This window comes from Pelagibius litoralis, assembly GCF_011683915.1.
In the GTDB taxonomy this organism is placed as follows: domain Bacteria; phylum Pseudomonadota; class Alphaproteobacteria; order Kiloniellales; family Kiloniellaceae; genus Pelagibius; species Pelagibius litoralis.
The window spans coordinates 212,773-239,296 of record NZ_JAAQPH010000007.1; the positions used below are offsets into that span (position 1 = coordinate 212,773).

22 protein-coding genes are annotated in these 26,524 nt (G+C 63.7%); 8 read left to right on the forward strand and 14 right to left on the reverse strand.

The genetic code is table 11. The features are described from left to right. The first annotated feature begins 1 nt into the window (after position 1). Complete coding sequence (locus HBA54_RS11455) at positions 2–1,282, forward strand: LVIVD repeat-containing protein (protein ID WP_205944578.1); 1,281 nt, start codon at positions 2–4, stop codon at positions 1,280–1,282. Positions 1,283–1,534: 252 nt separating this feature from the next. Further along, on the forward strand, positions 1,535–2,476 hold the full coding sequence (locus HBA54_RS11460) for an alpha/beta hydrolase (RefSeq protein WP_205944579.1): 942 nt from the start codon (positions 1,535–1,537) through the stop codon (positions 2,474–2,476). 18 nt (positions 2,477–2,494) lie between these two features. Here the strand turns inward: HBA54_RS11460 and HBA54_RS11465 are convergent, their stop codons facing one another. The 14 genes from HBA54_RS11465 to HBA54_RS11530 all read right to left on the reverse strand — a co-directional run bounded on the left by HBA54_RS11465 (position 2,495) and on the right by HBA54_RS11530 (position 19,186). After that, entirely contained in the window at positions 2,495–3,541 is a 1,047-nt protein-coding gene (locus tag HBA54_RS11465; RefSeq protein WP_167224544.1) for a succinylglutamate desuccinylase/aspartoacylase family protein, read from the reverse strand. 3 nt (positions 3,542–3,544) lie between these two features. Then, positions 3,545–4,450, reverse strand: a complete 906-nt coding sequence (rimK, locus tag HBA54_RS11470) for a 30S ribosomal protein S6--L-glutamate ligase (RefSeq protein WP_167224546.1) — start codon at positions 4,448–4,450, stop codon at positions 3,545–3,547. Positions 4,451–4,509: 59 nt separating this feature from the next. Next, positions 4,510–5,040: an ATP-dependent zinc protease family protein gene (locus tag HBA54_RS11475; RefSeq protein ID WP_205944580.1), complete on the reverse strand. Its 531-nt coding sequence runs from the start codon at positions 5,038–5,040 to the stop codon at positions 4,510–4,512. A 103-nt stretch (positions 5,041–5,143) separates the two neighbouring features. Continuing rightward, positions 5,144–8,320, reverse strand: a complete 3,177-nt coding sequence (locus HBA54_RS11480; protein WP_167224548.1) for an efflux RND transporter permease subunit — start codon at positions 8,318–8,320, stop codon at positions 5,144–5,146. Between the two features lie 62 nt (positions 8,321–8,382). Beyond that, positions 8,383–9,528, reverse strand: coding sequence for an efflux RND transporter periplasmic adaptor subunit (locus HBA54_RS11485; RefSeq protein ID WP_167224550.1), 1,146 nt, complete (start codon positions 9,526–9,528; stop codon positions 8,383–8,385). 191 nt (positions 9,529–9,719) lie between these two features. Continuing rightward, positions 9,720–11,480 carry a SulP family inorganic anion transporter gene (locus tag HBA54_RS11490; protein WP_167224552.1) on the reverse strand — a complete coding sequence of 587 codons (1,761 nt, stop codon included), beginning with the start codon at positions 11,478–11,480 and terminating at the stop codon, positions 9,720–9,722. A gap of 42 nt (positions 11,481–11,522) precedes the next feature. Further along, positions 11,523–13,190, reverse strand: a complete 1,668-nt coding sequence (locus tag HBA54_RS11495; protein WP_167224554.1) for a bifunctional protein tyrosine phosphatase family protein/NAD(P)/FAD-dependent oxidoreductase — start codon at positions 13,188–13,190, stop codon at positions 11,523–11,525. A 46-nt stretch (positions 13,191–13,236) separates the two neighbouring features. Next, the gene (locus HBA54_RS11500; RefSeq protein WP_167224556.1) at positions 13,237–14,100 is read right to left on the reverse strand and encodes an MBL fold metallo-hydrolase; all 864 of its coding nucleotides are present in this window, start codon (positions 14,098–14,100) and stop codon (positions 13,237–13,239) included. Between the two features lie 50 nt (positions 14,101–14,150). Beyond that, on the reverse strand, positions 14,151–14,351 hold the full coding sequence (locus tag HBA54_RS11505; protein ID WP_167224558.1) for a YgaP family membrane protein: 201 nt from the start codon (positions 14,349–14,351) through the stop codon (positions 14,151–14,153). A gap of 135 nt (positions 14,352–14,486) precedes the next feature. Then, positions 14,487–15,149 carry a Crp/Fnr family transcriptional regulator gene (locus tag HBA54_RS11510; protein WP_167224560.1) on the reverse strand — a complete coding sequence of 221 codons (663 nt, stop codon included), beginning with the start codon at positions 15,147–15,149 and terminating at the stop codon, positions 14,487–14,489. 179 nt (positions 15,150–15,328) lie between these two features. Further along, positions 15,329–16,426: a TRAP transporter substrate-binding protein gene (locus HBA54_RS11515; protein ID WP_167224562.1), complete on the reverse strand. Its 1,098-nt coding sequence runs from the start codon at positions 16,424–16,426 to the stop codon at positions 15,329–15,331. A 78-nt stretch (positions 16,427–16,504) separates the two neighbouring features. Next, positions 16,505–17,827: a TRAP transporter large permease gene (locus tag HBA54_RS11520; protein WP_167224564.1), complete on the reverse strand. Its 1,323-nt coding sequence runs from the start codon at positions 17,825–17,827 to the stop codon at positions 16,505–16,507. Then, positions 17,824–18,336, reverse strand: a complete 513-nt coding sequence (locus tag HBA54_RS11525; protein ID WP_240932623.1) for a TRAP transporter small permease subunit — start codon at positions 18,334–18,336, stop codon at positions 17,824–17,826. The genes HBA54_RS11520 and HBA54_RS11525 overlap by 4 nt, the downstream gene beginning before the upstream one ends. 94 nt (positions 18,337–18,430) lie before the next feature. Next, positions 18,431–19,186, reverse strand: a complete 756-nt coding sequence (locus tag HBA54_RS11530; protein ID WP_167224566.1) for a DeoR/GlpR family DNA-binding transcription regulator — start codon at positions 19,184–19,186, stop codon at positions 18,431–18,433. 258 nt (positions 19,187–19,444) lie between these two features. Here HBA54_RS11530 and HBA54_RS11535 point away from each other — a divergent pair, with 258 nt between their 5' ends. From HBA54_RS11535 to HBA54_RS11560, 6 genes are all read left to right on the forward strand, one after another. Continuing rightward, a complete protein-coding gene (locus tag HBA54_RS11535) occupies positions 19,445–20,872 on the forward strand; it encodes an NAD(P)/FAD-dependent oxidoreductase (RefSeq protein ID WP_322096026.1) in 1,428 nt (475 codons plus the stop codon). Beyond that, positions 20,856–22,118, forward strand: a complete 1,263-nt coding sequence (locus HBA54_RS11540) for an NAD(P)/FAD-dependent oxidoreductase (protein WP_167224568.1) — start codon at positions 20,856–20,858, stop codon at positions 22,116–22,118. Before HBA54_RS11535 ends, HBA54_RS11540 begins: the two co-directional genes overlap by 17 nt. 33 nt (positions 22,119–22,151) lie before the next feature. Further along, on the forward strand, positions 22,152–23,570 hold the full coding sequence (locus HBA54_RS11545; protein ID WP_167224570.1) for an FGGY family carbohydrate kinase: 1,419 nt from the start codon (positions 22,152–22,154) through the stop codon (positions 23,568–23,570). A 142-nt stretch (positions 23,571–23,712) separates the two neighbouring features. Continuing rightward, entirely contained in the window at positions 23,713–24,210 is a 498-nt protein-coding gene (locus tag HBA54_RS11550) for a hypothetical protein (protein WP_167224572.1), read from the forward strand. A gap of 124 nt (positions 24,211–24,334) precedes the next feature. Then, entirely contained in the window at positions 24,335–24,820 is a 486-nt protein-coding gene (locus HBA54_RS11555; RefSeq protein ID WP_167224574.1) for a GFA family protein, read from the forward strand. A gap of 238 nt (positions 24,821–25,058) precedes the next feature. Continuing rightward, positions 25,059–26,330 (forward strand): sensor histidine kinase, encoded by a 1,272-nt coding sequence (locus HBA54_RS11560; RefSeq protein WP_167224576.1) that lies wholly within the window; start codon positions 25,059–25,061, stop codon positions 26,328–26,330. Positions 26,331–26,524 lie beyond the last annotated feature (194 nt).

Below are 26,524 nucleotides of genomic sequence, written 5' to 3' on the forward strand. Positions count from 1 at the left end.
CGTGGGCAGCTCTCGCGACGCTCTCGCGCGCAACATCCGGCGGATCGGGCATCTCGATCTGCCCGGCGGCGGGCAGGTGGTGGTGCAGGACGGCTATGCCTACATCGGCCACATGAAACCGCCCTTCGGGACGACCATCGTCGATGTCTCGGACCCCGGCAATCCGCGCATCGCCGCGCAGATCATGCTGGACGGCGATGCCTCCCATACCCACAAGGTGCGGGTGGTCGGCGACCTCATGATCACCAACGTCGAACAGAACCGGCGGCATTTTCTGCGCAAGGGCGAGGCCCTGCCGGAGACCCGCGCCGGTCTTGCCGCAACGCTGGGACGGATGCCGGAGGACGGCGAACTGGCGGCGGCGCTGGGTGTCGAGGCGGCCGATATTGCCGAGCTGGACGCGGCGCGGCTGCGCGGTTATCACGACGGCGGCTTCAAGGTCTATGACATCGCCGACAAGACCAGGCCGCGCGAGATCGCTCATCAGCGCACCTTCGGTTTCGGCAGCCATCGCTTCGACATGGATGCGGACTACGCCTATATCTCCACGGAGATGGAGGGCTATCTCGGCAATATCCTGGTGATCTACGATCTGAAGGACCCTGAGCGCCCGACGGAGGTGTCGCGCTGGCACATGCCGGGTCAGCACATCGCCGCCGGGGAAAAGCCGACCTGGAAGGGCTACAAGAACCGCCTGCACCATGCGCTCCGGGTCGGCGATGAACTTTGGGCTTCGGTCTGGCACGCCGGCTTCCGGGTGCTCGACGTCTCCGACATCACCAAGCCAAGGACGCTGGCTAGCCACGACTATCATCCGCCCTTTCCGGAGCCGACCCACACCGTCCTGCCGCTGGCGCAGCGGATCGGCGGGCGCCGCATCGCCGTGGCGGTGGATGAGGAGCACGATCACCGCCGCGGGCGCCTGCATGCCTTTCTCTGGGTCTTCGACGTCACCGACTACGACAACATCGTCGCGCTTTCGGCTTTCGACGTCAGCGAGCTGGATTCGCCCTGGGCCAGGGCGCCGGGCCGTTTCGGCGCCCATCAGTTCCGCGAGAAACTCGATACGCCGCTGGTCTATGCCACCTGGTTTTCCGGCGGGCTGCGGGTTGTCGACGTTTCCGATCCCTTCGCACCTGTGGAGACGGCGCACTTCATCCCCGAGCCCCGGGGCGACGAGCCGAGCCCGCAGTCCAACGACGTCGATGTGGACGATAACGGCCTGATGTATCTGATCGACCGCAACCGCGGCTTCGACATCCTGGAAATGACGGGCGACTAGCGTGGATCATGATCATGCACAGGCCCCTTATTCAGTTTCGGCTGGTACTCGATCTTCGAGCTCGCAAGGCTCCCTCACCCCGACCCTCTCCCACGCAGGGGAGAGGGGGAAACAAAATAGGGTCGCTACATTTCCCTCTCCCCTTGCGGGAGAGGGAGGGGCCCGCGCAGCGGGAGGGTGAGGGGTGGATCAGCTTTCCGCGCAGCGGGTCGGCGAGATAGCGCGGCTCAACACAAAAAGAAAGGCAGCTCTATGGCAGGTGATGTGATGGATGAAGCGGCGAACGAGCAGGATGTGATCGGCGAGGAGCATTGGACCCACAAGGGTGATGTGAAGCTGTTCCTCTGGGAGAAGTATCTCGGCAAACCCGGCAACAAGAAAGGCACGGTGCTTTTCGTGCACGGCTCCTCCATGGCCTCGCAGCCGACTTTCGATCTGCATGTCGAGGGGCGACCCTTCAGTTCGGCCATGAACTACTTCGCGCTGCAGGGTTACGATACCTGGTGCGTGGATATGGAGGGTTACGGCCGTTCCACCAAGGATCGCGACATCACCTGCGACATTGCCAACGGCGCCGACGATCTGGCCGCGGCCAGCGCCTATATCGAGAAAACCCGGGGCGCCGGGCCGCTGCTGGTCTACGGCATTTCCTCCGGCGCCCTGCGCGCGGCGCTCTTTGCCGAACGTCATCCGGAGCGGGTGAAGCGTCTTGCCCTGGATGCCTTCGTCTGGACCGGGGAGGGCAGCCCCACCCTGGAACAGCGCCGCAAGAAATTGCCGCAGTTCATGGCGTCAAAGCGCCGGCCCATCGACTACGCCTTCGTACAGTCTATTTTTTCGCGCGATCATCCCGGTTGCGCCGAGGACAAGGTGGTCGACGCTTTTGCCGAGGCGATCACGGCGTTGGACGACTCCATGCCCAACGGCACCTACATCGACATGTGCAGCAAGTTGCCGCTGGTCGATCCCGACAGGATCACCGTGCCGACGCTCATCATGCGCGGCCAGTACGACGGCATCGCCGGTTTTGAGGACCTGGTGAAGTTCTTCGAGAAGCTGCCCAACCCGGACAAGCAGTTCACCGTGATGGCCGGCATCTCCCACGCCAGTTTCCAGCAGAAGAACTATATGCTGGCCTATCACGTCCTGGCCGGATTCTTCGATCAACCCAAGTCGGTTTATCGGGAAGGCTAGGGAAGGGGCGGCCCCTGCTCAGATGATCTCGTCTTCGTCGAAGAGGGGATCGGCCTGCATTTCGGCTTCGATCATTTGCCCGACGGTGGCCTCCAGGCTGCCGGGCCGCTTGTGGCGGGCGATGTGCATCAGGCCGTCGCCCTGGTTGACCACCGGCAGATTGGTGCGGCCGATCAGAAGGCCGCCGTCGCGGGCGCGGACCTCGGTTTCCATTTCGCCGAAAGGATCGGAAATGATACCCACCAGATCGCCCTCGGCCACGCTGTCGCCGATGGTCTTGAAGCTGCGCAGCACACCGCCGTCAGGCGCCCGCAGCCAATAGCTCGACTGTGAGATGGTGGGTGCCACCTTGGCGTCGCTGACGCTGCGGGCTGGCACCATGCCAAGCTGCTTCATCACCCGCAGGATGCCGGTGACACCGACCCGCACGGCGAACTCGTCGAAGCGCAGGCCCTCGCCCGCCTCGAACAGCATGACATCGGTGCCGACGTCCACGGCCGCTTGCCGCAGTGATCCTTCGCGCAAGGGAGCTTCGAGAATGACCGGTGCCCCGAAGACGATTGCCAGCTCCTCCATGCGCTTCTGTTCCGGCGAAATCCGGATCTGGGGCAGGTTCACCCGGTGAACCGCGGCGGAGTGAAGGTCGATCCCGACATCCGCCCGGGCAACGATTTCTGTAAGGAAGAGATCGGCAAGCTGGCCTGCCAGGGATCCTTTGGCGGAGCCCGGAAAGGAGCGGTTGAGATCGCGCCGGTCCGGCAGGTAGCGCGAATGGCTGATGAAGCCGAAGGCATTGACGATGGGAATGGCGAGGAGCGTGCCGCGCAGCTTCGACATAACCGGCAGGGCCAGCAGGCGGCGGATGATTTCCACCCCGATGATCTCGTCGCCGTGAATGACGGCGGAGACGAAAAGTGTCGGGCCGGGCCGGGCGCCATGGGCGACATGGACCGGCAGCGCCATGGGCGTATGGTTGGAAAGAACCGAGAGCGGCAGGTCGACCGTCTGGCGTTGTCCCGCCTCGACGCTGTAGGTGCCGATCTGAAAGGCTGCCCGTCGCGTCACGGACTAGCCCCGGCCTTTGGTCTTGGTCTTGCCCGGCTTGGCGTTCTTTTCCAGGAACTGGATCATCAGGTCGGCGACGTCCACACCGGTGGCGTTCTCGACCCCCTCCAGGCCCGGCGAGGAGTTCACCTCCATCACCACCGCGCCATGGTTGGAGCGCAGCATGTCGACACCGCAGACATTCAGGCCCATGGCCTTGGCGGCGCGCAGGGCGGTGGAGCGTTCCTCCGCCGTGATCTTGATCCGGCTGCCTTCGCCGCCGCGGTGCAGGTTGGAGCGGAAGTCGTCGCTGGCGCCCTTGCGCTGCATGGCGGCCACCACCTTGCCGCCGACCACGAAGGCGCGGATGTCGGTGCCGCCCGCTTCCTTGATGAATTCCTGGACCAGGATGTTCACATTGGCGCCGCGAAAGGCCTCGACCACCGATTTGGCCGAGATCTGCGTGTCGGCCAGAACCACACCGATGCCCTGGGTGCCTTCCAGCAGTTTGATCACCACCGGTGCGCCGCCGGCGATCTTGATAACCTCTTCCGTCACCTTGGGATCGTGGGCGAAGGCGGTCACCGGCAGGCCGATGCCGTCGCGCGCCAGCAACTGCATGGACCGCAGCTTGTCGCGGGAGCGGCCGATGGCCACCGATTCGTTCAGCGGGAAGACCCCCATCATCTCGAACTGGCGCAGCACCGCCAGGCCGTAGTACGTAATCGAGGCCCCGATCCGGGGGATCACCGCGTCGTAGCCGGCCAGTTTTTCGCCGTTGTAGATCACCATCGGGCGGTGCGAGGTGATGTTCATGTAGCAGCGCAGGGTGTTCACAATATCGAGCTCGTGGCCTCGGGCCTCTGCAGCCTGGACCAGGCGCTTGTGCGAATAGAGATTGGCGTTGCGGGCCAGCATAAGCATCTTCATCGGCGCATCCTGGATTCGGCGTTTCGGGGCCTTGGGTCGTCATTAACTTTGCGCACGCCTCAAGCTTTCTGCCTGGGGCTTAAGAGAAAGGACCGTGTCGGGTGTACCAGAAAGCGCCCGGCACGCAACGAGGTTCTGCCGAAGAGCATTTCAAAACCCATCTCTGCCCGATTGGTCAGGGTAACCTCGATATCGAACTGCCGGCCGCCCAGCACCACCGGCGTGGAAATGACATAGCGTTCCTGCGCGTGGCCGCTGGAGCTTTTGACCGGCCGATGATCGCGCACCGGTGCCCGGCACTGGATTCTTGCCAGGTCGCGGACGCCGCCCGTATGGGGGGCAACCTCGAAGGCGACCCAGAGCGCGCCGGCGTTGTCGAAGGGGGTGATGTGCATGGCATGAAGGGCGGAGGTGCGGGCGCCGGTATCGACCTTCGCCTTGATCCGCGCGACCCCCAGGCCGGGGAGGGAGAGCCATTCGCGCCAGCCGATGAGGGCTTGTTTCTCGAGCAGCCCGGCGACTTCAGTCTTGATCCCCCGCCTTTTGGGCGCAGCCTCCGGCGCCTTCGGCTTTTTCAGCTTTTTTGCCATCGCGCGTGACCGCCGGCCCCCAGTAGAACTGCTTTCCGTCGATGCTGACGGACCTTGGGGGCCGGATCAAGGAAACTATCGCCGGCCGGGGATGCCCCGGTGGCTACTCGGCGGGCGCTTCGGTCGGCTTTTCGGCGGGTTCGGCGCTGCGCCGGCCGAAGATGCGCCGCAGCAACACGTAGAAGACCGGGGTCAGCAGCAGGCCGAAGAAGGTAACGCCCAGCATGCCGGAAAACACCGAGGTTCCCAGGGCCTGGCGCATCTCGGCGCCTGGGCCCTGGGCGATGGCCAGGGGCAGCACGCCCAGGATGAAGGCAAAGGCCGTCATCAGGATCGGGCGCAGGCGCAGGCGTGCAGCCTCGACGGTCGCCTCGATCAGCTCCTTGCCTTCTTCTTCGAGCTGCTTGGCGAACTCGACGATCAGGATGGCGTTCTTGGCCGCCAGGCCGACCAACACGATCAATCCCACCTGGGTCAGGATGTTGTTGTCCATGCCCCGGAAACTGACGCCAAGAAGGGCGGCGAGGATACTGGTCGGCACGATGAGAATAATGGCCAGCGGCAGGACCCAGCTTTCGTATTGGGCGGCGAGCACCAGAAAGGCGAAGATCACCGCCAGGGCAAAGATGTAGATCGCGGCGTCACCGGCGACTTTTTCCTGATAGGCCAGTTCGGTCCATTCGAAGCTCAGGCCGCGGGGCAGGGTGCGTTCGGCCATGGCCTCCATGATGTCGAGGCTCTCGCCGGTGGAAACCCCCGGGGCCGCGTTACCCTGTAGCGGGACCGAGACCAGCATGTTGTAGCGCTGCACCAGATCGGGTCCGGTCTGGTCCTGCACCTCGACCAGGGTACCAAGCGGCACCAGCGCCCCGGTGGCCGAGCGCACTTTCAGCCGCAGAATGTCGTCTGTCCCCAGGCGGAATTCCTCATCCGCCTGTACCCGCACCTGATACAGCCGCCCGAAAGCATTGAAATCGTTCACATAGGTGGAGCCAAGATTGACTGAAAGCGCCTCGAAGATATTGGCGATGGGGACGTTCAGCATCTGCGCCTGAACCCGGTTCACTTCCAGGAAAACCTGGGGACTGGAGGCGGAGAAGGTGGTGAAGACCCCGGCCACGCCTGGGGTCTGCTGCGCCTCGCCCATCATCTGAAAGGCAGAGGCAAGCACCCGCCTGATGTCGGAGCCTTCGGTTTCCTGCAACTGCATCTTGAAGCCGCCGGCATTGCCGACACCGCGCACCGGTGGCGGCGGTATGGCGATGACGAAGGCTTCGCGCAGCGACTGCAGTCGCTCATAGAGTTGGCCGATGATGGCGCCGGCCGGCAGGTTCTGTTCGATACGCGGCGCGAACTCGTCGAAGCGCGCGAAGATGACGCCCTGGTTGCTGGCATTGGTAAAGGTGGCGCCCGAGAAGCCGGCAAAGGCGACCGCATCGGTCACGCCGGGCGTTCCGTTGACGATCTCCGAGGCGTCGCGGATGACTGCATCGGTCCGGGCGAGGGATGAGCCGTCCGGCAACTGGACGACAACGATCGCGTAACCCTGGTCCAGCGTCGGAATGAAGCCGCGCGGAACCGTTGTCAGCATGTAATATGCCCCATAGATCAAGCCGCCGAACACGACCATAACCACCGCCAACATGGCGTTACGCGATACCATCAAGCGGACCAGCCCGGCATAGCCGTCGGCGAGGCGGTCGAAGCCCTGATTGAAACGTGCCGCCATCCAGCTACCGGCGCGCGCCAGCGGGTTTTTACCCTTGGGTCTGTCATGGCGCTGCAACAGAATGGCCGCCAGTGCCGGTGAAAGAGTGAGGGAGTTTACGGACGAGATCGCGGTCGAAACGGCTATCGTGACCGCGAACTGCTGATAGAACTGGCCGGAAATCCCGGGCACGAAAGCCGTCGGCACGAAGACGGCGATCAACACCAGAGAGGTGGCGATAAGCGCGCCGGCCACCTCGTCCATCGTGCGGTGGGAGGCTTCGCGCGGACTCATCCCGTTGGCGATGTTCCGCTCCACGTTCTCAACGACGACAATGGCGTCATCGACCACGATGCCGATCGCAAGCACCAGCCCGAAGAGCGTCAACATGTTGATCGAGTAGCCGAGCACCAGCATGACCGCGAAAGTGCCGACCAGGGAAACCGGAATCGCCAGGATCGGAATCAGTGCGGTCCGCCAGGACTGCAGGAAGACGAGGATGACGATGACCACCAGCAGGACTGCCTCGAAGATGGTGGTGTAGACCGCATCGATGGAGGCGGAGATGAACTCGGTCGGATTATAGACGACCTGATAGTCCAGGCCTTCGGGGAAGTCTTCCTTCACCTCCCTCATCACCTGGAGGATTTCTTCCGACGTCGCCAGGGCGTTGCTGCCTGGCCGCTGGAAGATGCCGAGCGCGACCGCCGGTTTGTTGTTCAGGTAGGAATTTGTGACGTAGTCCTGTGCCCCCAGTTCCACCCGTGCGATGTCACGCACCCGCACGATGCGTCCGTCTTCCGTTGCCCTGACGATGACGTTGCCGAACTGCCTGGCTTCGTCGAAGCGGCCCTGTGTCGTGACGGTGTACTGAAAGGCATTGTCGGACTCGTTGGGTGGCGCGCCGAGCGAGCCGCCGGAGACCTGGACGTTCTGTTCGCGCAGGGAATCGACGACATCGCCGGGGGTCAGGCTGTAGGCCGCCAGCTTCTCCGGGTCGATCCAGACCCGGATGGCAAACTGCCGTTCGCCGAATATGGTCAGGTTGCCGACACCGTCCAGGCGCACCAGGACGTCGCGCACCCGCGAGCGCGCATAGTTCGAGACGTAGAGCTGGTCGTAGGTTTCGTCCGGCGACAGCATGTGGACGACCATCATCAGGTCGGCTGAGCTTTTCCTGGTGGAGATGCCGAGGCGCCTGACTTCCTCGGGCAGGCGCGCCTCGGCGATGGAAACGCGGTTCTGCACGAGAACCTGCGCGTCGTCCAGGTTGGTTCCCAATTCGAAGGTGACAGTCAGCGACATACTGCCGTCGGAGGTCGAGTAGGAAGACATGTAGAGCATGCCTTCGACCCCGTTGATTTCCTGCTCCAAAGGCGTCGCCACGGTGGCGGCCACCGTTTCGGCGTCGGCGCCGGGGTAACTGGCCTGCACAACGATGGAAGGGGGCGCGATTTCCGGGTATTGCGAAACCGGTAACTGCGTATAGGCGACAAGGCCCAGGATCACCAAGATGATCGAAAGCACCGATGCGAAGATCGGACGCTCGACGAAGAAATGGGCGAAATTCATGGCTGAATCCTTAGCCGGCCGGGACGGTTATTCGGCGTGACTTGGTCAGTTTGGTTGTGGGATTACTCGCGCACTTCTGCGAGGTCGGACAATTCGGGCGCCACGACAATGCCGGGGCGTATCCGCATCAGGCCTTCGATGACGATGCGCTCCTCGCCGGTGAGCCCATCGCGGATCACCCGATAGCCGTCGATCTTCGGCCCGGGGCGCACTTCTCTCAACGACACCGCGCCCTCTTCGTCCACGACATAGACGATGCGCTTGTTCTGATCGGAGGAGATCGCTTCGTCAGGTATCAGAACGCCGGTATAGGGAAGCGAGCCCGGTACGTTGACCCGCCCAAAGAGGCCGGGCTGCAATACCAGATCCTCGTTTGGAAAAATTGCTCGTACACGCATGGTTCCGGAATTCGGGTCCAACCGGTTCTCGGAGAAATCCATCTGGCCCTGGCGCGGCGCTTCAACGTTGTCGCCGAGGCGTACGGTCACCGGCAACTGGCCGCCACCCTCCTGCAGCGCGGCACCGCGCGCCCGGGCATCGCGCGCATAGGCCAGGTAGTAGCGTTCGTTGATGTCGAAGTAGAAATAGATCGGGTCAAGGGAAACGACGGTGGTCAGGATCGTGTCGTTGGCCCGCACCAGATTGCCGACTGAAATGAGGTCTCGTCCGATGCGCCCGGAGAAAGGCGCGCGAATCTCGGTAAATTCCAAGTCCAGCGTCGCCGTCTCCAGCTCTGCCCTGGCGCCGGCGACATCCGCCTGGGCGGTGATGTACTCCTGCCGGCGCTCGTCGACAACGCTGCGCGAAATGTTGCCACGCCCGACCAACTCTTCGGCGCGCGCCAATTCCTTGCGGGCGAAGTTGAAACGCGCCAGACTTATGTTCAAGGTTGCTTCGGCCCGCTTCACAGCGGCTTGGAAAGGTCGCTGGTCGATGGTGAAAAGCAACTGTCCCTGCTCAACGATGGCGCCGTCGTCAAAGTGGATTTCATCAAGGTATCCGCCGACCCGGGCGCTCACCTGCACCTCGTCGACAGCCTCGAAGCGGCCGACGAACTCATCGTCCTCGACGATCTGCTTGACCAGGGGTTTGGCAATGGTCACCGCCGGCGGCGGTGGCGCCACGGCACTGGCTTCGGCCGCTTGATCTGACTGATCGCAGGCCGCCAGCAAAGCTGCGGCCGCCAAGGGAAATAGAATACGCAGCATGACTTTGGCTCGCCATTCGTTGTTGGTGTAAGACGGCAATGCCAGAGTGTGGGAAATCGCGTTGGCGACAGCCCCCGAATCCGACCCAGTTGTCGACATAGATATAGCCGTGAGCGCGATATACAACCCTGCGGAAACTATTTAATAATTCCGACCATGCCGGAATCGCCCGCTTCCTGCGGGTTGGCAGGCTATGGTGTTGCGATTATGCCTTCGGCCGCGGCCCTGCCGGAGGCCCGGGCCGTGGTATCGGGATCGAGGGCGGCGAGGGCGTCGTAGTGACTGAGAAACACCTTTCCGGTCAGATGTCCGGCAAAGGATGCGCGCTTCAGTTTGTCCATGACCGGGCCCTTCACTTCCGAAAGATGGAAGCTTACGCCGGCGGCGCCAAGCCGCTCGACGAGAGCTTCAAGGCTTTCCAGGGCACTGGCGTCGATGTCGTTCACCGCTGAGCAGATCAGCACGACGTCGCGGATCGCCTTGTCGGCGACGGCCATGTCGTAGAGCTTGTCCTCAAGCCAGCGGGCGTTTGCAAAATAAAGGCTTTCGTCGACACGCAGGCTTAAGACGGTCGGGCTTGTGATCACTTTGTGACGCTTGACGTTGCGGAAATGATGGCTGCCCGGCACCTGACCGACGACGGCCATATGGGGCCGGCTGGAATGCACCAGAAACAGGACGATGGAGAGCGCGACACCGGTGACGATCCCGGCCTCGACCCCGGCGCCCAACACCATGGCGATGGTTGCTGCCATGGCGGCGAAGTCGCTCTTGGAATACTGCCAGGTGCGTTTCAACGCCGGAATGTCGATCAACGACAGGACCGCCACCACGATGGTGGCCGCGAGAGTCGCCTTGGGGAGTTGTTGGAACAGCGGTGTCAGGAGCAAGGCAGCAAGTCCGATGCCGAGCGCTGTCATGACGCCGGCCATCGGCGTGCGCGCGCCGGCATCGAAGTTCACGACGGAGCGGGCGAAGCCGCCGGTCACCGGATAACCGCCGGTGAGGCTGGCGGCGAGGTTGGCGCTCCCAAGGCCGACCAGTTCCCGGTTCGCATCGATACGCTCGCGGCGCTTTGCGGCCAGGGTCTGGGCGACGGAAACCGATTCGACGAAGCCGACCACGGATATCAGCACTGCCGAGGGCAGCAGTTCACGCCAGAGGGCCGGGTCGAGCGGCGGCAGAGCGACCGGCGGGAGGCCTTGGGGGATATCCCCGACGACCTTGACGCCCGCTTCGCCGAGGGCCAGCAGGTCGACCAGCAGGATGGTGGCGATAACCGCCGCCACCGGTCCGGCCTTGGCGGTGCTGTCGGCCAGCCGTGGGCCAAAGCCCGCTTTCATCAGCAAGGGCTTTAATGAGCGGCGAACCCAGAACAGGAAGACCGTCGCACCGGCGCCGATGGCCAGTGTCGGGCCGTTGATCGAATCGACCTGCGCGGCGAGCGAGCGGATCAGTTCGATCAGGGTATGGCCGCCGGCCTCGATGCCCAGGATATGCTTCAACTGGCTGGCGGCGATGAGGATGCCGGAGGCCGTGATGAAGCCGGAAATCACCGGGTGGCTGAGCAGGCTGGCCAGGAAGCCGAGGCGCAGCAGTCCCATCGCGACGAGGAAAACGCCGGAGAGCAGGGCCAGGGCGATGGCGGCGCCCCGGTATTCGGGCGTTCCCACGGTGGCCAGGTCGCCGACCGCCGCGGCGGTCATCAGCGAGACCACGGCAACCGGCCCGACGGCGAGGGTGGAGGAGCTGCCGAACAGGGCATAAGCGGCGAGCGGGGCCATGCTGGCGTAGAGCCCGACCTCCGGCGGCAGGCCCGCCAGCAGGGCATAGGCGAGGCTCTGCGGGATCAGCATGATGGTGACGATGACTGCCGCCAGGGCATCGCCCTGCAAGGCGATGCGGTCGTAGCGGCGCATCCAGGCGATACCCGGCAACAGGCGTTCGATCATGGTTCGGTTCCGCTGCGCCCCGGCATGCTCACGCTGGCGTGCTCAGTTGACGACTTCCGGTTTGGCCAGCCATTCCCGCCCGCGCAGCATGGCCTGCCAGTAGACCGGCGGCAGGATCTTCTCCTTCAGCAGCCAGGCCAGTCGGCTCGGCCGCTTGCCGTTGATGAGCCAGCCCGGGAAGCTCGGCAGCAGCTTGCCGCCGTAGCCGAACTCGGCCAGCACGATCTTGCCGCGCTCCACCGTCAGCGGGCAGGAGCCGTAGCCGTCATAGTGGCCGATGGCGACGTCGTGGCCCATATCGGCCAGCACGTTCTGGGCGACCACAGGCGCCTGCTTGCGGGCCGCCGCCGCCGTCTTGGCATTGGGTGCATTCATAACGTCACCCAAGCTCCAGATATTCTCGAAGGTTTTGTGGCGCAGGGTGTTCTGATCCACATCGACCCAGCCGGCCTGGTCGGCCAGGGGGCTGACGCGGATGAAATCCGGCGCGCACTGTGGTGGGCAGACATGGATCATATCGAAGCCGCGCTCTATGCGCACCGTCTTGCCCTCGGTATCGGTCTGATCGAACCAGGCCCGCTTGGCCGGCCCGTCGACGGCGACGAGGTTGTGGTTGAATTTCAAATCGGCCTCGTACTTCTCCACATAGTCCATCAAGGCCGGGACGTAGTCCTTGACCCCGAAGAGCACGGCGCCAGCGTTGTAGAAGGCGATATCGATGTGATCGAGCAGGCCGCTGCGGTGCCAGTGATCGGCCGAGAGGTACATGGCCTTCTGCGGCGCCCCGGCACACTTGATCGGCATCGGCGGCTGGGTGAAGAGGGCGGTTCCCGCCTTCAGGTCCTTCACCAGTCGCCAGGTATAAGGCGCCAGGTCGAAACGGTAGTTGGAGGTGACACCGTTCTTGCCGAGTGTGTCGACCAACCCCTCGACCTTATGCCAGTCCAGTTTCAGGCCGGGACAGACGATCAGCCGGTCGTACTGGATGGCGCGGCAGCCTTCCAGCAGCACCACGTTGCGCTCCGGTTCGAAGGCGGCAACGGCGGCCTTGATCCAATGGACGTTCTTGGGCAGCACGGAGGAGAGGGTGCGCACCGTATCGTCGGCGCCGAAGACCCCGGCGCCGACCAGGGTCCAGCCCGGCTGATAATAGTGAATGTCGGCCGGATCGATGATGGCGATGTTCAGGTCGGCGGCCCGCGCCAAGAGGGAAGACGCGACGGCGATGCCGGCCGAACCGGCACCGACCACCACGACATCGAACCTGCCGTCGATGGCGTCGCCCGCCGTGCGGCCCTGGTTTGCGATGCGCCTGACCACGCCGGACATGTCGTAGCCGGCGTTCTTCGTGGCCGTCAGGATCTCGGCCAGTGGCTTTCTGCCGGCCTGGCCGAGCGACCAGAGGGTGACCGAACGGGTGCCGCTGCGGCAATAGGCGAAAACCGGCTTGGGCGCGGCATCGAGCTTCTCGGCGAAGGTTTCCGCATCCGCGTCGCTGACCTTGCCGCTTTCGACGGGCAGGTAGAGCGCCTGCAGACCCAGGGCGAGGGCGGCCTCCTCGATCTCGTGAAACAGCGGCTGGTCGTTGCCTTCGCCGTCCGGGCGGTTGCAGATCACGGTTCTGTAACCGGCCTCTGCGATCTCTGCGAGGTCGCTTGGCACGATCTGGGCGGAGACGCCGAAGCTGCCGTCGACTTTCCTTATTTCCATGATTTCCTCCTGCCCCGTTTTCGGGGTTTGTTTTTCTTGACGTGCCCTACAGCGCGTCGACGGGGATTTTCAGGTAGCTGATGCCGTTGTCTTCCGGCGGCGGCATGTCGCCGGCCCGCATGTTGACCTGCACCGACGGCAGGATGAGCATCGGCATGTCGAGCTCCTGGTCACGGGCGCTGCGCATCGCGACGAATTCGTCTTCGCTGATGCCGTCGTGGACGTGAAGGTTTTCGGCCCGCTCGGCGGCCACCGTGGTTTCCCAGGCATAGTGATCGCGGCCCGGCGCCTTGTAGTCGTGACAGAGGAAGAGGCGGGTTTGCGGCGGGAGGGCGAGGATTTTGCGGATCGACTTATAGAGCTGGCGGGCATCACCGCCGGGGAAGTCGCAGCGCGCCGTACCGAAATCCGGCATGAACAGCGTGTCGCCGACGAAGGCCGCATCGCCGACGACATAGGTCGCGCAGGCCGGCGTATGGCCGGGCGTGTGCATCACTTTTGCTTCAAGCCCGCCGATGGAGAAGCTCTCGCCGTCCTCCAGCAGGCGGTCGAACTGCCGTCCGTCGGTCGCAAAACCATCCTCGACGTGAAAGACCTTTTTGAAGACGCCCTGTACCTTGTCGATCTCCGCGCCGATGGCGATTTTGCCGCCGAGCTTTTCCTTCAGATAGGGGGCGGCGGTCAGATGATCGGCATGGACGTGGGTTTCCAGTATCCACTCGACGGTCAGGTTCCCGGCCGTCACGAAGGCGATCACCGCATCGGCGGAGTCGGTTCCGGTGCGGCCTGACTTGGGATCGTAATCCTTCACCGAATCGATGATTGCAGCTTTCCCGGTCCCCGGGTCCCAAACCACGTGGGTGGCGGTAAAGGTCGCTTCGTCGAAGAAGGTCTTGATTTCCGGGTTCATTGTTTTCCTCTCATTGGGCATCCCGCTTTCCGGGTGGGCAGGGCCTCTGTTCAGGCCTCTTTGTTTTTTCCGGCGCTGGTGCAGATCCCCAGCAGACGATAGGCCGGGCAGAAGCCGATGAAGGCAGTGCCCAGGGGAATCACACCGAGCCAGCCCCAGGGGGTCTGCGGGCCAACGAAAACCAGCGCGATCAGCGCCGCGCCGACAACGACGCGCAGGATACGGTCGAAGGTTCCAACATTGCGGTTCATTGTTTGTCTCCTGTTGAAGGGCGCGGAAATCCGCTGCCTTGCCCGGAGACTAGCGAGTCGGTGAAAACCCTTATGTGACGTAGTCACCCATAGGGAGAAATACCCGCCGGGCGCTCTGCGGGGACCGGCGGCCGGTCAGTCGCCCGCCGCAAGACGCGCCAGGGCGGCGCGGTCGCTCAGCTGGATATGGCCGCGGGTCAGGGTAAGCCAGTCGCGGCGCTGAAACTCCTTCAGGTGGCGGCTGATGACCTCTCGCGCGGTCCCCAGCTCGACCGCCAGTTCCTGATGGGTGAGGGTCAACCGCCCTTCACCGTCGGCCAGTTCGGCCAGTTTCTGGGCCAGGCGCTTGTCGATACGCTCGAAGGCCACCTCCTCGACCACGTGCAGCAGGTCGGTGATGCGGCTGGAGTAGTCGGCGAAGACGAAGCGGCGAAATTCGGCCGAGCGCGCCATCATCTCATCGAAGGTGGCCCTGGGTACCGCGACCGCCTGGACCGGGGTCTCGGTGACGCCCTCGGCGTTGTAGGTGTCCTGCGACAGCAGGCAGGCGGTGGTCATGATGCAGCTTTCGCCGCTGCTGACACGGTAGAGCACGATCTCGCGCCCCCCGGAGGAGACCTGCTGCACCCGGACCGTGCCGTCGAGCAGCAGCAGGAAGTTTTCCGCCGGCAGGCCCGGTGCGAAGACAGTGGTCTGGGCGGGCAGCGAAACCACCTGTGCCCGCTCGGCGATCAGCGTCTGTTCGGCCGGCGTCAGCTTGGTCAGTTCCGGAAAGCGTGGGATCCAGTCGGGGGACATCGCGAGGGGATACTCCTGAAACCTGCCCCGCGGGACGGGCGGAGCCGCCGCAAGATAGCCCGGCCGGGCAAGCGGCGTCCACCGATGGCGTCTGTGATGAGACTATCGGTGTAAACAGGAGGTCAAAGAAAAGGGGCGGCCCGCAAGGGGCCGCCCCGACAATTTTTCTGTGACACAGATCAGGAATAGCGGTAGGGAACGCCGACCTTTTCCATTACTGCCGTGTATTCCTCGAAGATCTTCACCACACGGCCCGCCCGCGGACTGCTCGAGGCGACATCTTTCCAGAAGCCCTTGGCATCGGCCACGACCTGATCCCACTCTTCGGTCGGGATCGTGGTCAGCTCCATCTTGTTGCCCTCGGCGCGCAGCTGGGCCTCGCCGCCCCAGTACCAGACCTGGCGGTAGTAGTGCGACTGGTCGATGGTGATCTTGAAGAGTTCCTTCAGGTGATCGGGAACCTTCGCCCAGCTGTCGGTGTTGGCGAAGTAGGACCCGCACCAGGCGCCGGTCACGTTGTTCAGAAGGGCGTAGTTGCAGACGTCCGCCCAGCCCACCTCGTAGGCCTCGGTGAAGCCGCACCAGGCGACGCCGTCCAGCTCGCCGGTCTGCAACGCCACTTCCACATCGTCCCAGGGCACGGTCACCGGGACCAGGCCGTAGCGCGACAGGAACCTGCCGGCGGTGGGAACGCCGAAGACGCGCTTGCCCTTCATGTCGGCGAGAGAGCGGATCGGATCTTTGGTGAAGATGTGGAGCGGGTCCCAGGCACCGGCGCCGAGCCACTCGACGCCCTCGATCTCGCCATAGGCTTCCGCCCAGATCTCGTTCAGGCCGTAGCGGTCGAAGAGCACCGGCAGGTCGAGGCTGTAGCGGGTGGAGAAGGGGAAGTAACCGCCGAAGACGCTGACGTCGACGGGCGAGGCCATGGTCGCGTCATCGCTCTGCACGGCGTCGATGGTGCCGTTCTGCAGGGCGCGGAACAACTCGCCGGTCGGCACCAGCTGATCGGCGTAGTAGAGCTCGATCTCCATCTCGCCGTTGGCGGCCTTGTTGAAGGCTTCGATCTGCGGCTTGATGACGTGGGCGCCAAGCGGTGCGCCGGAATAGGTCTGCAGGCGCCACTTGATCGGCGCAGACTGCGACAGCACCGCCGGGGCCGCCAGGGTGGAAGCGGCAACCGTGGTGGCGCCGCCGATGCCTGCTTTTTTGAGGAAATCGCGGCGGTTCGACTTGCCCGCGCTCTTCGCCGCCTTGTCATCGATTTTTTTTGTCATTCTTCGCTCCTGTTCGTCGGTTTCTATCTTCTCTCGTTTGACCTTCTCGTTAGGGCCGGTCTTTTCCCGCCGCTTGGCCTACTTTCCGTAGATGTAGTTCGGAAGCCAGAGCGCAAGCTGGGGAAAGATCATCACCAATGCCAGGGCCAGCGCCATTACCAGGACAAAAGGCACAATGGATCGGTAGATATCGATCAGCGTTATCTCCTTTGGCGCCATCGCCCGCATCAGGAAGAGGTTGTAGCCGAAGGGGGGTGTCATATAGGCGATCTGGCAGGTGATGGTGTAGAGCACGCCGTACCAGATCAGATCGAAGCCCAGCACCTTTACCAGCGGCACGTAGAGTGGTGCGACGATCACCAGCATGGCGGTGTCGTCCAGGAACATGCCCATCAGCAGGTAGGAAAGCTGCATCATGATCAGCACCTCCCAGGGGGACAGGTTCCAGCGCGTGATGAAGAGGGATTCGATGGCCCGGGCGGCGCCGATTCCGTCGAAGATGGCGCCGAAAGCCAGCGCCGCCAGGATGATCCAGAGGAACATGCAGGAAATGCCGAGTGTCTTCTTCACCGTCTGGTGAAAGATCTGCAGGGTGAGGCGGCGTTTGGCCACGGCGGCCAGCGTGGCGCTGGCGGCGCCGACGGCTGAGCTTTCGACAAGGCTGGTAATACCCATGACGAAGAGGCCGGTCATGAAGAAGAAAATCAGAAAGGGGATGATCCCGGCGCGCAGCAGCCGCAGCTTCTCGGCCATGGGAACATCCAGCTCTTCCCTGGAGAGCGTCGGCCCGAGGTGCGGTTGGATGCGGCAGCGCACAGCGATGTAGATGATGAAGAGTGCCGCCATCATCAGGCCGGGTACGGCCCCGGCCAACCAAAGCTGGCCGACCGGCTGGCGGGCAATCATGCCGTAGAGCACCAGCACCACGGAGGGCGGCACCAGGATGCCGAGCGAAGAACCGGCCTGGACCACACCGGTGATCATGATCTTGTCGTAGCCGCGGCGCAGCATCTCCGGCAGGGCGATACTGGCGCCGATCGCCATGCCGGCGACGCTGAGGCCGTTCATTGCCGAGATGACGACCATCAGTCCGATGGTCCCGATCGCAAGGCCGCCTTTTATGTTCCCGAACCAGACGTGGAACATCTTGTAGAGATCTTCGGCGATGCGCGTCTCGGAGAGGATGTAGCCCATGTAGATGAACAGGGGCAGGGTCATCAGCGGGAACCAGTTGAAGAGCTTGAAGGCCGCATTGAAGGGCATCTCGATGGCGCCCTGGCCATAAAGCAGCAGCGCCGCCGAGGCGGCGACAAACCCGATTGCGGCAAAGACCCGCTGCCCCATCAGGAGCATCAGCAGCATCGTCGCGAACATCGTGATGGCGATGAGTTCGTGGCTCATTGCGGCGGTTCCCCTCTCGCCTTGGCCAAGTCCTTAAAGAACATGGAAACAGCCTGAAGCAGCATCAAAACGATACCCGCAACCATGATGATCTTGATCGGGATCATGGAGGGGTTCCACATGGAAAAATTGCGCTGATCATACTTGATCGCGTAGGCGGTGCTGGAGATCGATCCGATCAACAGGCAGACCAGATAGAACACCAGGAAGAAGCTGGTGAAGGCGTCCATCCGCGCTTTGCCCTTTTCGGAAAAGCGGTCGTAGAGCAGGTCCATCCGGACGTGATCGCCGAGTTGCAGGGAATAGGCGCCGCCGCAGATGTAATAGGCTGCCAGGATGAACTGGGCCATCTCAATGGCCCAGTGGATCGGTATGTTGAGGATGTTTCTGGTGATGGCGTTCACCAGGAGAACGCCGATCATGGCGACGATGAGATACATCGTCACGATGCCGATCTTCTCAGAGATGGAATCGATGTACTTCACATAAAGCTTTATTGCTCTCGGCAATGCCCGAAATCCCCTGCAGCCCCAATCCGGATTTGCGCAAACCGGCGGTTTCTTTTTCTTGTCCCGCGTTCACGCCTTGTCGACTTCCCCAATATCATCGCACTGTTATCTTCGCCGCCGCCAACACTTTCTGCAGCGCCGCCCCCGGGAGCTTGTCCGTCACGAGGGTATGAACCCGTTCGAGCGGGCACACCTTAAAGCTGCCTCTTTGCCCGAATTTCGAGGAATCGGCGAGGACGACCACAGAGTCGGCGTTGTCGATCATGGCGCGGGCGATCTGGGCTTCGTCGATGTTGAAGTCCATGATGCCGCCCTGGGCATCGAGGGCGCCGATGGTGATGACGGCATGATCGGCCCGGAATGTGGCGATCTGGGCGATGGCGGTGGGGCCGAGCGTCTCGCGATTGTCACCGTCAAAGCGGCCGCCGACGAGGAACACGCTGGAGCCGTTGCCCTGCGCAGCGATGGTTGCGGCGATTCTCGATGAGTTGGTCACCACCGTCAGGCCGTTCATCTTGGCGATTTCCTGGGCACACAGCAGGGTTGTCGATCCGGTGTCGATGAACAGGGTCTGCCCAGGCGAAAAAAGCGCGGCGGCCTTGGTCGCAATGGTTTGTTTCGCCGCCGCATTCTGCGCCATGCGCTCCTGAAACGGGCCTTCTGGTTCCGTCCTGGGAAGGCGCGCGCCGCCGTGGAACTTCTGCACCGCACCGGATTCGGCCAGGGTGCTCAGGTCGCGGCGGATGGTTTCGCGCGATGCCTCAAAGCGCGCGGCCAGCGCGTCGACGGTCACCTGCCGGTGCTTTTGAACAAGCTCGGCAATCCTGGCTTGTCGCATTCTTGGCCGCATCCCCTGGCCCCCTGTTCATTCTGCTGGGGCCATGATTTCCGGCCCAAACCGCACATGGCCCATGCAACCTGACGTCACATCGGTCGATACCGTATAAACTGACCGAAATCACAAAAAGTAACTTAATATATTGATTTTATTTGTTTATTTTTCTGTCAGAAAATACATTAACTTGACCGATCAGTCATTTTGATCTACGCTAGCGTTCTCATTTCGATCGCACAAGTCTAAATCCTGATCTTTAGGGGATATCGAACGGTGGCTTCGGGCGAACCGTCGGGCACTGCAGAGAGCTATGATGTGGCCGTGATCGGCGCGGGGGTCGTCGGCTGCGCGATAGCCCGGCGCTTCGCGCTTGAGGGCGCGCGCGTCATCGTGATCGAAAAAGCCGCCGACATTCTCGATGGGGCCAGCAAGGGAAACAGCGGCATCCTCCACACCGGCTTCGATGCGCCGGTCGGCTCGCTTGAGCAGCGATGCATTGCCGAGGGTTACCGGGAATACCTTGAGATCCGGGAACGGCTTGACCTGCCGATCCTGAAAACCGGCGCCCTGGTGCTGGCCTGGAGCGATGAGCAGGCGGCGCGGCTGCCGGCTTTGATCGACAAGGCCCATGCGAACGGCGTCGATGATGTCGAGCCGCTCAGCGCGGCGGAGATTCTGGCAAGAGAACCGGGGCTGTCGGACCGGGTGAGGGGCGGGTTCCACGTGCCGCGGGAATATGTGATGGACCCCTGGACGGCGCCCTACAGCTATCTGCTTCAGGCGATTGAGAACGGTGCCTCGTTTCTGCGCCGCGCGGAGGTGCTCGACGGCGCTTTCGACGGTGAGGCCTGGACCCTGGAGACATCGCGGGGCCCCGTCAAAACAGGCACGGTCATCAACGCGGCGGGCCTTTATGGCGACCGGGTCGACCAGTCCCTGCTGAAGACGACCAGCTACGTCATTCGCCCGCGAAAGGGTCAGTTCGTTGTGTTCGACAAAGCGGCCTCCGAGCTGTTGTCGGCGATCCTGCTGCCGGTGCCGACGGAAGCCACCAAGGGCATCGTGATTTGCAAGACGAGTTACGGAAACGTGCTGGTCGGCCCGACGGCCGAGGAGCAGGACAGCCGCGACGATGCCTCCGTCGACGGCGACACCCTTGCGGCCCTGCGCGCGCACGGTATCGAGATGCTGCCCGGCCTTGCCGCGTTCGATGTGACGGCGACCTATGCCGGCCTGCGCCCGGCCACTGCCGACAAGGATTATCAGATCAATGACGACGGCGCGCGGCGCTACATCAGCGTCGGGGGTATCCGCTCGACCGGTCTCTCTGCGGCGCTGGGGATTGCCATGCATGTCTTCGGCCTCTATACGGCCTTCGGGCTTCGCCATCGCCCGCCTTCGGACTTGCGCTGGCCAAGGGTCAGTCCGATCTCGGAATCCCAGGAACGCGCCTGGTCGCAGCCTGGCAACGACGGCATCGTCTGCCATTGCGAACTGGTCACCCGCCGTGAGATCGAGGCGGCGCTCTGCGGTCCGCTCGCCGCTGCCAGCCTTGCCGCCCTGAAACGCCGGACGCGGGTCACCATGGGGCGCTGCCAGGGGTTCTACTGCCTCGGCGAACTTGCCGAGATCACCGCCGGCCGCTTCGACACACCGCTGGCGACGGCCTACGACCGGCGGGGCTATGACCGGCGGACCTGAGGGCGCGGGCCTGCCCGCTGGCTGCGACGTCGCGATCGTCGGCGCCGGCCCTGCCGGTCTGGGCGCCGCTGTCCGTTTGAAAGCGCTGGGCATCGACGCCGTGGTGCTGGACCGGGAGGCCGAGGCCGGTGGCATCCCGCGGCACTGCGGGCACTACCCTTTCGGCATGCGGGAATTTCACCGGGTTCTGAAAGGCCCGGACTACGCGCGGCGGCTGGTTGAAGAGGCACAGGCCGCGGGCGTCAGGCTGTTTCCGCAGACCACCGTGGTGGCCCTGGAGAAGGGGCCGCGCCTGATCGTCGCGACGCCCGCCGGCAAGGCGGCGCTCCAGGCGAAGCGGGTTCTGCTTGCCACCGGCGTTCGCGAGCGCAGCCGCGCCGGGCGTCTTGTCGGCGGCAACAGGCCCTTCGGCGTCATCTCGACCGGTGCCCTGCAGCAACTGGTTTACCTGAAGGGCGCGCGCCCTTTCCTGCGCCCGGTGATCGTCGGGTCCGAACTGGTCTCCTTTTCCGCGATCCTGACCTGCCGTCACGCGGGCATCCAACCGGTGGCGATGGTCGAGGCCAACGACAGGGTGACCGCCTGGTGGTTCGCCGCCGGCCTGGCGCGCCTGACCGCTGTGCCGCTTCATATGAAGACAAAAGTCATGCGCGTTCTCGGCCGCGACCTTGTCGAAGGTGTCGAGGTACGAGACGCCGCGGGGCGGGAGCGCAGCATCGAAGCGGACGGCGTGATCTTCACCGGTCAGTTCCTGCCCGAGGTCCCGTTGCTGCGGGCCGCGGGCCTTGTGCTTGATCCGGGTAGCGGCGGGCCGGCGGTCGATCAGTTCGGGCGCTGTTCGGACCCGGCCGTCTTCGCGGCGGGAAACCTGTTGCGCCCGGTGGAAACCGCCGGCTGGTCCTGGCGCGAGGGCGTCTTTGCCGCCGGGATGATCGCGCGGAGTCTTGCCGGTCATCTGCCCGACGCCGCCGCAAACGTACAGATCCGGCCCCGTGACGGCTCGGCAATCAGGTTCGTGATGCCGCAGAGGCTGGCGCTGTCCGTTGTGGAGGGCGCCATGGCGAGCGCCCAGATCCGCGTCACGCGACCGCTGCGCGGAACCCTCGTCGCCCGCCAGAACGGCAAGACCTTGTGGTCGGGCCGGATCGCCAGCCGTCCCGAGCGCCGCCTGCTTCTGCCGCTGCAGCCGCTTGTGGCGCAGGCGGTTGCCGGTACGATCGAGGTCGGCCTGTCGGATGAGTTCTGAGTCGGATAAGTTCTGGGTCGGGAGATTATTGAGATGTCTGTACTGGCGATCGATCAGGGGACGACCAGCACCCGGGGGCTGCTGCTCGCGGACGGGCGGGCGCCGCGCATCCTGCGATCCGTTGAACACGCGCAGATCTACCCGCAGCCCGGCTGGGTCGAGCACGATCCGGAGGAACTGATCCGCAATATCCTGCTCTGTGCCGAGAGCGCCGGGGAGGGTGTCGAAGCCATCGGGATCGACAACCAGGGCGAAAGCTGCCTTGCCTGGGACGGTGAGACCAAGGCGGCGATCTCGCCGGTGATCGTCTGGCAGGACAACCGCACCCAGCCGGCGGTGGACCGGCTGAAGGCCGAGGGTGCCGAGACCCTGGTGCTGGAGAAAGCCGGGCTGCCGCTCGATTCCTATTTCTCGGCCTCCAAGCTGGCCTGGATTCTCCAGAACATCCCCGAGGCAAAGCAACTCTCGGCGCAGGGGCGCCTGCGCCTGGGCACCACCGACGCCTTCTTTCTGGATCGCCTCACCGGGCACTGCGTTACCGACATCACCACCGCCTCGCGCACCTCGCTGATGAACCTCTCGACCGGGGATTGGGATGAAGCGCTTTGTTCGCTCTTCGGCGTGCCGGGCGAGGCCCTGCCGCGGATCGTAGCCTCGACCGGCGACTTCGGTGCGATCCGGTTGAACGGTCGGGCGGTACCGGTCACCGCCAGCATCGTCGACCAGCAGGGCGCGCTCTACGGCCACGGCTGCCGCGCCGCCGGCGATGCGAAGGTCACTTTCGGCACCGGCGCCTTCGCGCTGATGGTGACCGGCAGCGAGATCCACCGCGCGCCGGAAAAGGGGTTGTTGCCGACGGTCGCCTGGCAGAAGCAGGGTGAGGCGCCGGTCTATGGCCTCGATGGCGGCGTCTACTGCGCAAGTGCTGCGATGAACTGGGCAAGAGGCCTGGGCCTCTTCGCCGAATTCGATGAGATCGATGCCTTCGACGGACCTTCGGCCATCGAACGGGGCCTCGCCTTCGTGCCGGCCCTGGCCGGGCTTGCCTGTCCGCATTGGGACCGCAAGGCGCGGGGCCTTTGGATCGGCATGACGCTGGAGACGGGCAAGGGCGATCTTGTCCGCGCGATTCTGGAGGGTGTCGCCTTCCGGGCGGCGGAGGTTCTCACCGCCATGGACGAAAGGGTGACCATTGCCGGGCCGCTTTCCGTCGATGGCGGGATGGCGGCCAACGGTTACTTCCTTCAGACCCTGGCGGACATCCTGCAGCGCGACCTTGTGGTGCCCCGGGGCGCGGAGCTGACCGCCATCGGCACCGCCCGCCTGGCCGCCGAGGCGCTGGGCCCTGTGAGCGAAGAGCCCGACGATGCCTTGGTCGTCAGGCCACGGGCCGACCTGGGCCGGCATCGCGCCCGTTTCGCCCGGGCGGTTGAGTTGTGCCGCGCCTGGTAGTCTCTCCCTCGCAAGAAGGGGTTAAGTGTCGTCGCAAAGGGGCGGGGTGTGAGTTTCCCCACGGTGGTAAGCGGCCGCTGCGAAAGAGAGTTCGCGCGCTACCGATCCGGTGGCGCAACGAACTTCGGAGGGGAAAACCGAAATGCGGAAACTCTACGCTTCAGTCTCTTTGGCCCTGGTGGCTTCGCTGGTACTGTTGGTCCAGGCAGCACCCATACTGGCCGGGCCCAGCGCCGTTTTCACCAACAACCTCGATGTCCTCGTGCATGTCGATCACTGTGCGTCGGGCAGCACGCTCTGTACCGGCAGCAGCTCCTCGGGGGAAGCGGCGGCGGGCAACGATTCCATCGTCGAGGTGATCGTCCACGCCAAGCGGCCGAACGGCACACCCTTTGCCGGGCTGGCTGAGAGCGCCTTTTCGCTGACCTCCATCACCAACCAGGGCGCGGGCGTCACGCCGGTCTTTGTCGGTTCCGCGATCTGCGCGGCCTGCTTTCTTGAGGTCGAGCCCGGCGTTTACCGTCTGGCATCGCGTCCGTCCTTTGGCACTTGGGGCGCGGGAACCTATAGCGTGTTGCTGAAGGTGACCAACGGCAATGCGACGCGGCAGGTTGTCGTGCCGATCCACATTCCGAACTGATAGGTCAGAACAGGCTGCGCCGCCGTTTCGGGACTCCCGAAAGTGCGTTAGTCTGATTGGCGGTCGGGCGTCCGCCTGCAAGGCAGAAGCCCGACCGCCAATCATTTCAGGGAGGGTTTCGGACATGGCGGCGACGGAGGAATTCACCTTGGAGGGTGGCTGCACCTGCGGTGCCGTGCGCTACCGCATGACCAGCAAGCCGATCTATGTGCATTGCTGCCACTGCCGCTGGTGCCAGCGCGAGACCGGTAGCGCCTTTGTCCTCAACGCGATGATCGAGGCGGACCGGGTGGAGGTCCTGCAGGGCGAGCCGCAGGCTGCCGTGATCCCTTCCAACAGCGGCAAGGGCCAGAAGATCACCCGCTGCCCCACCTGCCAGGTTGCCCTCTGGAGCAACTTTGCCGGGGCCGGCGATGCCATACGTTTCGTGCGTGTCGGCACCCTGGACGACCCCGACCGGCTGCCGCCGGACGTCCACGTCTTCACCGATTCAAAGCAGCCCTGGGTGATTCTGCCGGAGGGCACGCCGTCCTTCCCCGAGTTCTACAACCGCAAGGCACTCTGGTCGGCCGAGGCCCTGGCCCGGCGCGAGGCTGCGCTGGCGCACTGAACGGCGCTTTTTGGTTGCTCGGGCGTAGCGCGGATCGCCCTGTTAATTCAGCATTTCTCACGATTTTGATCTGGAAGCCCGTGGGCCAGTCGCTGCGCAGGCGTCCGGCAATGGCCTCATCCTCGGTTGTATAATATATATATAACGACAGCGATTATAAACGATTTGTTAAGATATCTGGGCGCATTTAATTAATATACACTAATACTGTGTGGACCTGACCTTGGTTGGAAAGAACATGGGCGCGCCCATACCGATAAATGAGCCACAGCGGCTCCAGGCTTTGCTCGAGCTGAAGATTCTCGACACGCCGCCCTGTCCGCAGCTGCAGGCCGTTGCGCAGATCGCGGCGGGTATTCTGGGTACGCCGATTGCCCTGGTTTCCCTGGTCGACACTGACCGGCAGTGGTTCAAGGCGAACGTTGGTCTCGCGGCTTCGGAGACCTGCCGCGACTATGCATTCTGCGCCTACGCGATCCTTCAGAGCGAGCCTCTGATCGTCGAGGATGCGTTGCAGGACCCGCGTTTCGCATCGAACCCGCTGGTGACCTCGGGCCCCGAGATCAGGTTCTACGCCGGGGTGCCGCTCACCACGACCAAGGGCTACAATCTCGGTACGCTCTGCGTGATCGACAGCAAGCCGCGCTCTCTGCCGCCGGCGCATGTCTCGGTCCTGCGGATGCTCGCATCCCTGGCCGTGCAGATTATCGAGACCCGGGCCCAGCTTGACACTGCCGAGGCGCAGGCCGCCAATCAGCGCAGCCCGGCAGAGCGATCCTTTGCGCCGAGCTTGTCGACCTTCGGGCACGAGATGCGCACGCCGCTCACCCACATTATCGGCTTTGCGGATCTCATGAAGATCACCTTGCCGGCGGAGGGCGAAGGAAGCACGTCCCGGCACGGCGAATATCTCGACATCATCCGGCAAAGCGGCGCCCACCTTCTGGGGCTGATCGATAACTTTGTCGGCTGTGAAGAGAATGCTTTTGAAGACAGCCTGCAGACCACCCGCGTCGATGTGAACGCGGCCTTGTCGGAGGTCGTGCGTTCCTTCGCCAGGTCCGTTGACGTCAAGCAGCAGTCGCTTCGCTTCGTTCCTCTCGACGGGGAAGCGGTTGTTCTCTGTGACTCGACCGCGCTCCGCCAGATCGCCATCAACCTGATTGCCAATGCCGCCAAGTACTGCCCGGCCGGCGCCTCGATCGACGTCTCGGTCTATCGCTGCGTGGAAGAGGGCCGGATCTGTATCGCCATCGAGGACGACGGCCCGGGCCTGCCGTCCGATGTGCGCGACAGGCTGGGCCGGCCCTTCGTCCGCGGGGCCAAGGCCTGTGTCAGCGATGAAGACGGCGATGGTCTGGGGCTGCATATCATCAAACGGCTGAGCGAGGCGATGGAGGCTTCGCTGTCCTTTGAGCAGGGCCATACCGGCGGTCTGCGCGCCGTGCTGCAGCTCCGCGTCGCCGGGGATGAGGCGGGCTACGAAACCCACAGCGTCGCCAGCCTGTAATCCTGCGGCCGCTGCGCGGCGCTCTTCCCGCTCTCGAATTCACCCAGTGGTCATACTCGGGCTTGTCCCACTGGTGTCCGGTTTAGATTTGGTGGACTGAGCGCACGGTGTTGATTCTACTGGTGTCCAAGCGTTTGGCGACGTCCTGGGACACGAGAAAGGAACAACACCGTGCGCCACCACAATAGCGTTTT

What these genes read in the sequence shown, in the direction of transcription:
- HBA54_RS11460 (WP_205944579.1), top strand. Translation starts at nt 1,535, where the DNA reads ATGGCAGGTGATGTGATGGATGAAGCGGCGAACGAGCAGGATGTGATC.
- rimK (WP_167224546.1), bottom strand. Translation starts at nt 4,450, where the DNA reads ATGAAGATGCTTATGCTGGCCCGCAACGCCAATCTCTATTCGCACAAG.
- HBA54_RS11475 (WP_205944580.1), bottom strand. Translation starts at nt 5,040, where the DNA reads ATGGCAAAAAAGCTGAAAAAGCCGAAGGCGCCGGAGGCTGCGCCCAAA.
- HBA54_RS11480 (WP_167224548.1), bottom strand. Translation starts at nt 8,320, where the DNA reads ATGAATTTCGCCCATTTCTTCGTCGAGCGTCCGATCTTCGCATCGGTG.
- HBA54_RS11485 (WP_167224550.1), bottom strand. Translation starts at nt 9,528, where the DNA reads ATGCTGCGTATTCTATTTCCCTTGGCGGCCGCAGCTTTGCTGGCGGCC.
- HBA54_RS11490 (WP_167224552.1), bottom strand. Translation starts at nt 11,480, where the DNA reads ATGATCGAACGCCTGTTGCCGGGTATCGCCTGGATGCGCCGCTACGAC.
- HBA54_RS11495 (WP_167224554.1), bottom strand. Translation starts at nt 13,190, where the DNA reads ATGGAAATAAGGAAAGTCGACGGCAGCTTCGGCGTCTCCGCCCAGATC.
- HBA54_RS11500 (WP_167224556.1), bottom strand. Translation starts at nt 14,100, where the DNA reads ATGAACCCGGAAATCAAGACCTTCTTCGACGAAGCGACCTTTACCGCC.
- HBA54_RS11505 (WP_167224558.1), bottom strand. Translation starts at nt 14,351, where the DNA reads ATGAACCGCAATGTTGGAACCTTCGACCGTATCCTGCGCGTCGTTGTC.
- HBA54_RS11510 (WP_167224560.1), bottom strand. Translation starts at nt 15,149, where the DNA reads ATGTCCCCCGACTGGATCCCACGCTTTCCGGAACTGACCAAGCTGACG.
- HBA54_RS11515 (WP_167224562.1), bottom strand. Translation starts at nt 16,426, where the DNA reads ATGACAAAAAAAATCGATGACAAGGCGGCGAAGAGCGCGGGCAAGTCG.
- HBA54_RS11520 (WP_167224564.1), bottom strand. Translation starts at nt 17,827, where the DNA reads ATGAGCCACGAACTCATCGCCATCACGATGTTCGCGACGATGCTGCTG.
- HBA54_RS11530 (WP_167224566.1), bottom strand. Translation starts at nt 19,186, where the DNA reads ATGCGGCCAAGAATGCGACAAGCCAGGATTGCCGAGCTTGTTCAAAAG.
- HBA54_RS11540 (WP_167224568.1), top strand. Translation starts at nt 20,856, where the DNA reads ATGACCGGCGGACCTGAGGGCGCGGGCCTGCCCGCTGGCTGCGACGTC.
- HBA54_RS11545 (WP_167224570.1), top strand. Translation starts at nt 22,152, where the DNA reads ATGTCTGTACTGGCGATCGATCAGGGGACGACCAGCACCCGGGGGCTG.
- HBA54_RS11550 (WP_167224572.1), top strand. Translation starts at nt 23,713, where the DNA reads ATGCGGAAACTCTACGCTTCAGTCTCTTTGGCCCTGGTGGCTTCGCTG.
- HBA54_RS11555 (WP_167224574.1), top strand. Translation starts at nt 24,335, where the DNA reads ATGGCGGCGACGGAGGAATTCACCTTGGAGGGTGGCTGCACCTGCGGT.
- HBA54_RS11560 (WP_167224576.1), top strand. Translation starts at nt 25,059, where the DNA reads ATGGGCGCGCCCATACCGATAAATGAGCCACAGCGGCTCCAGGCTTTG.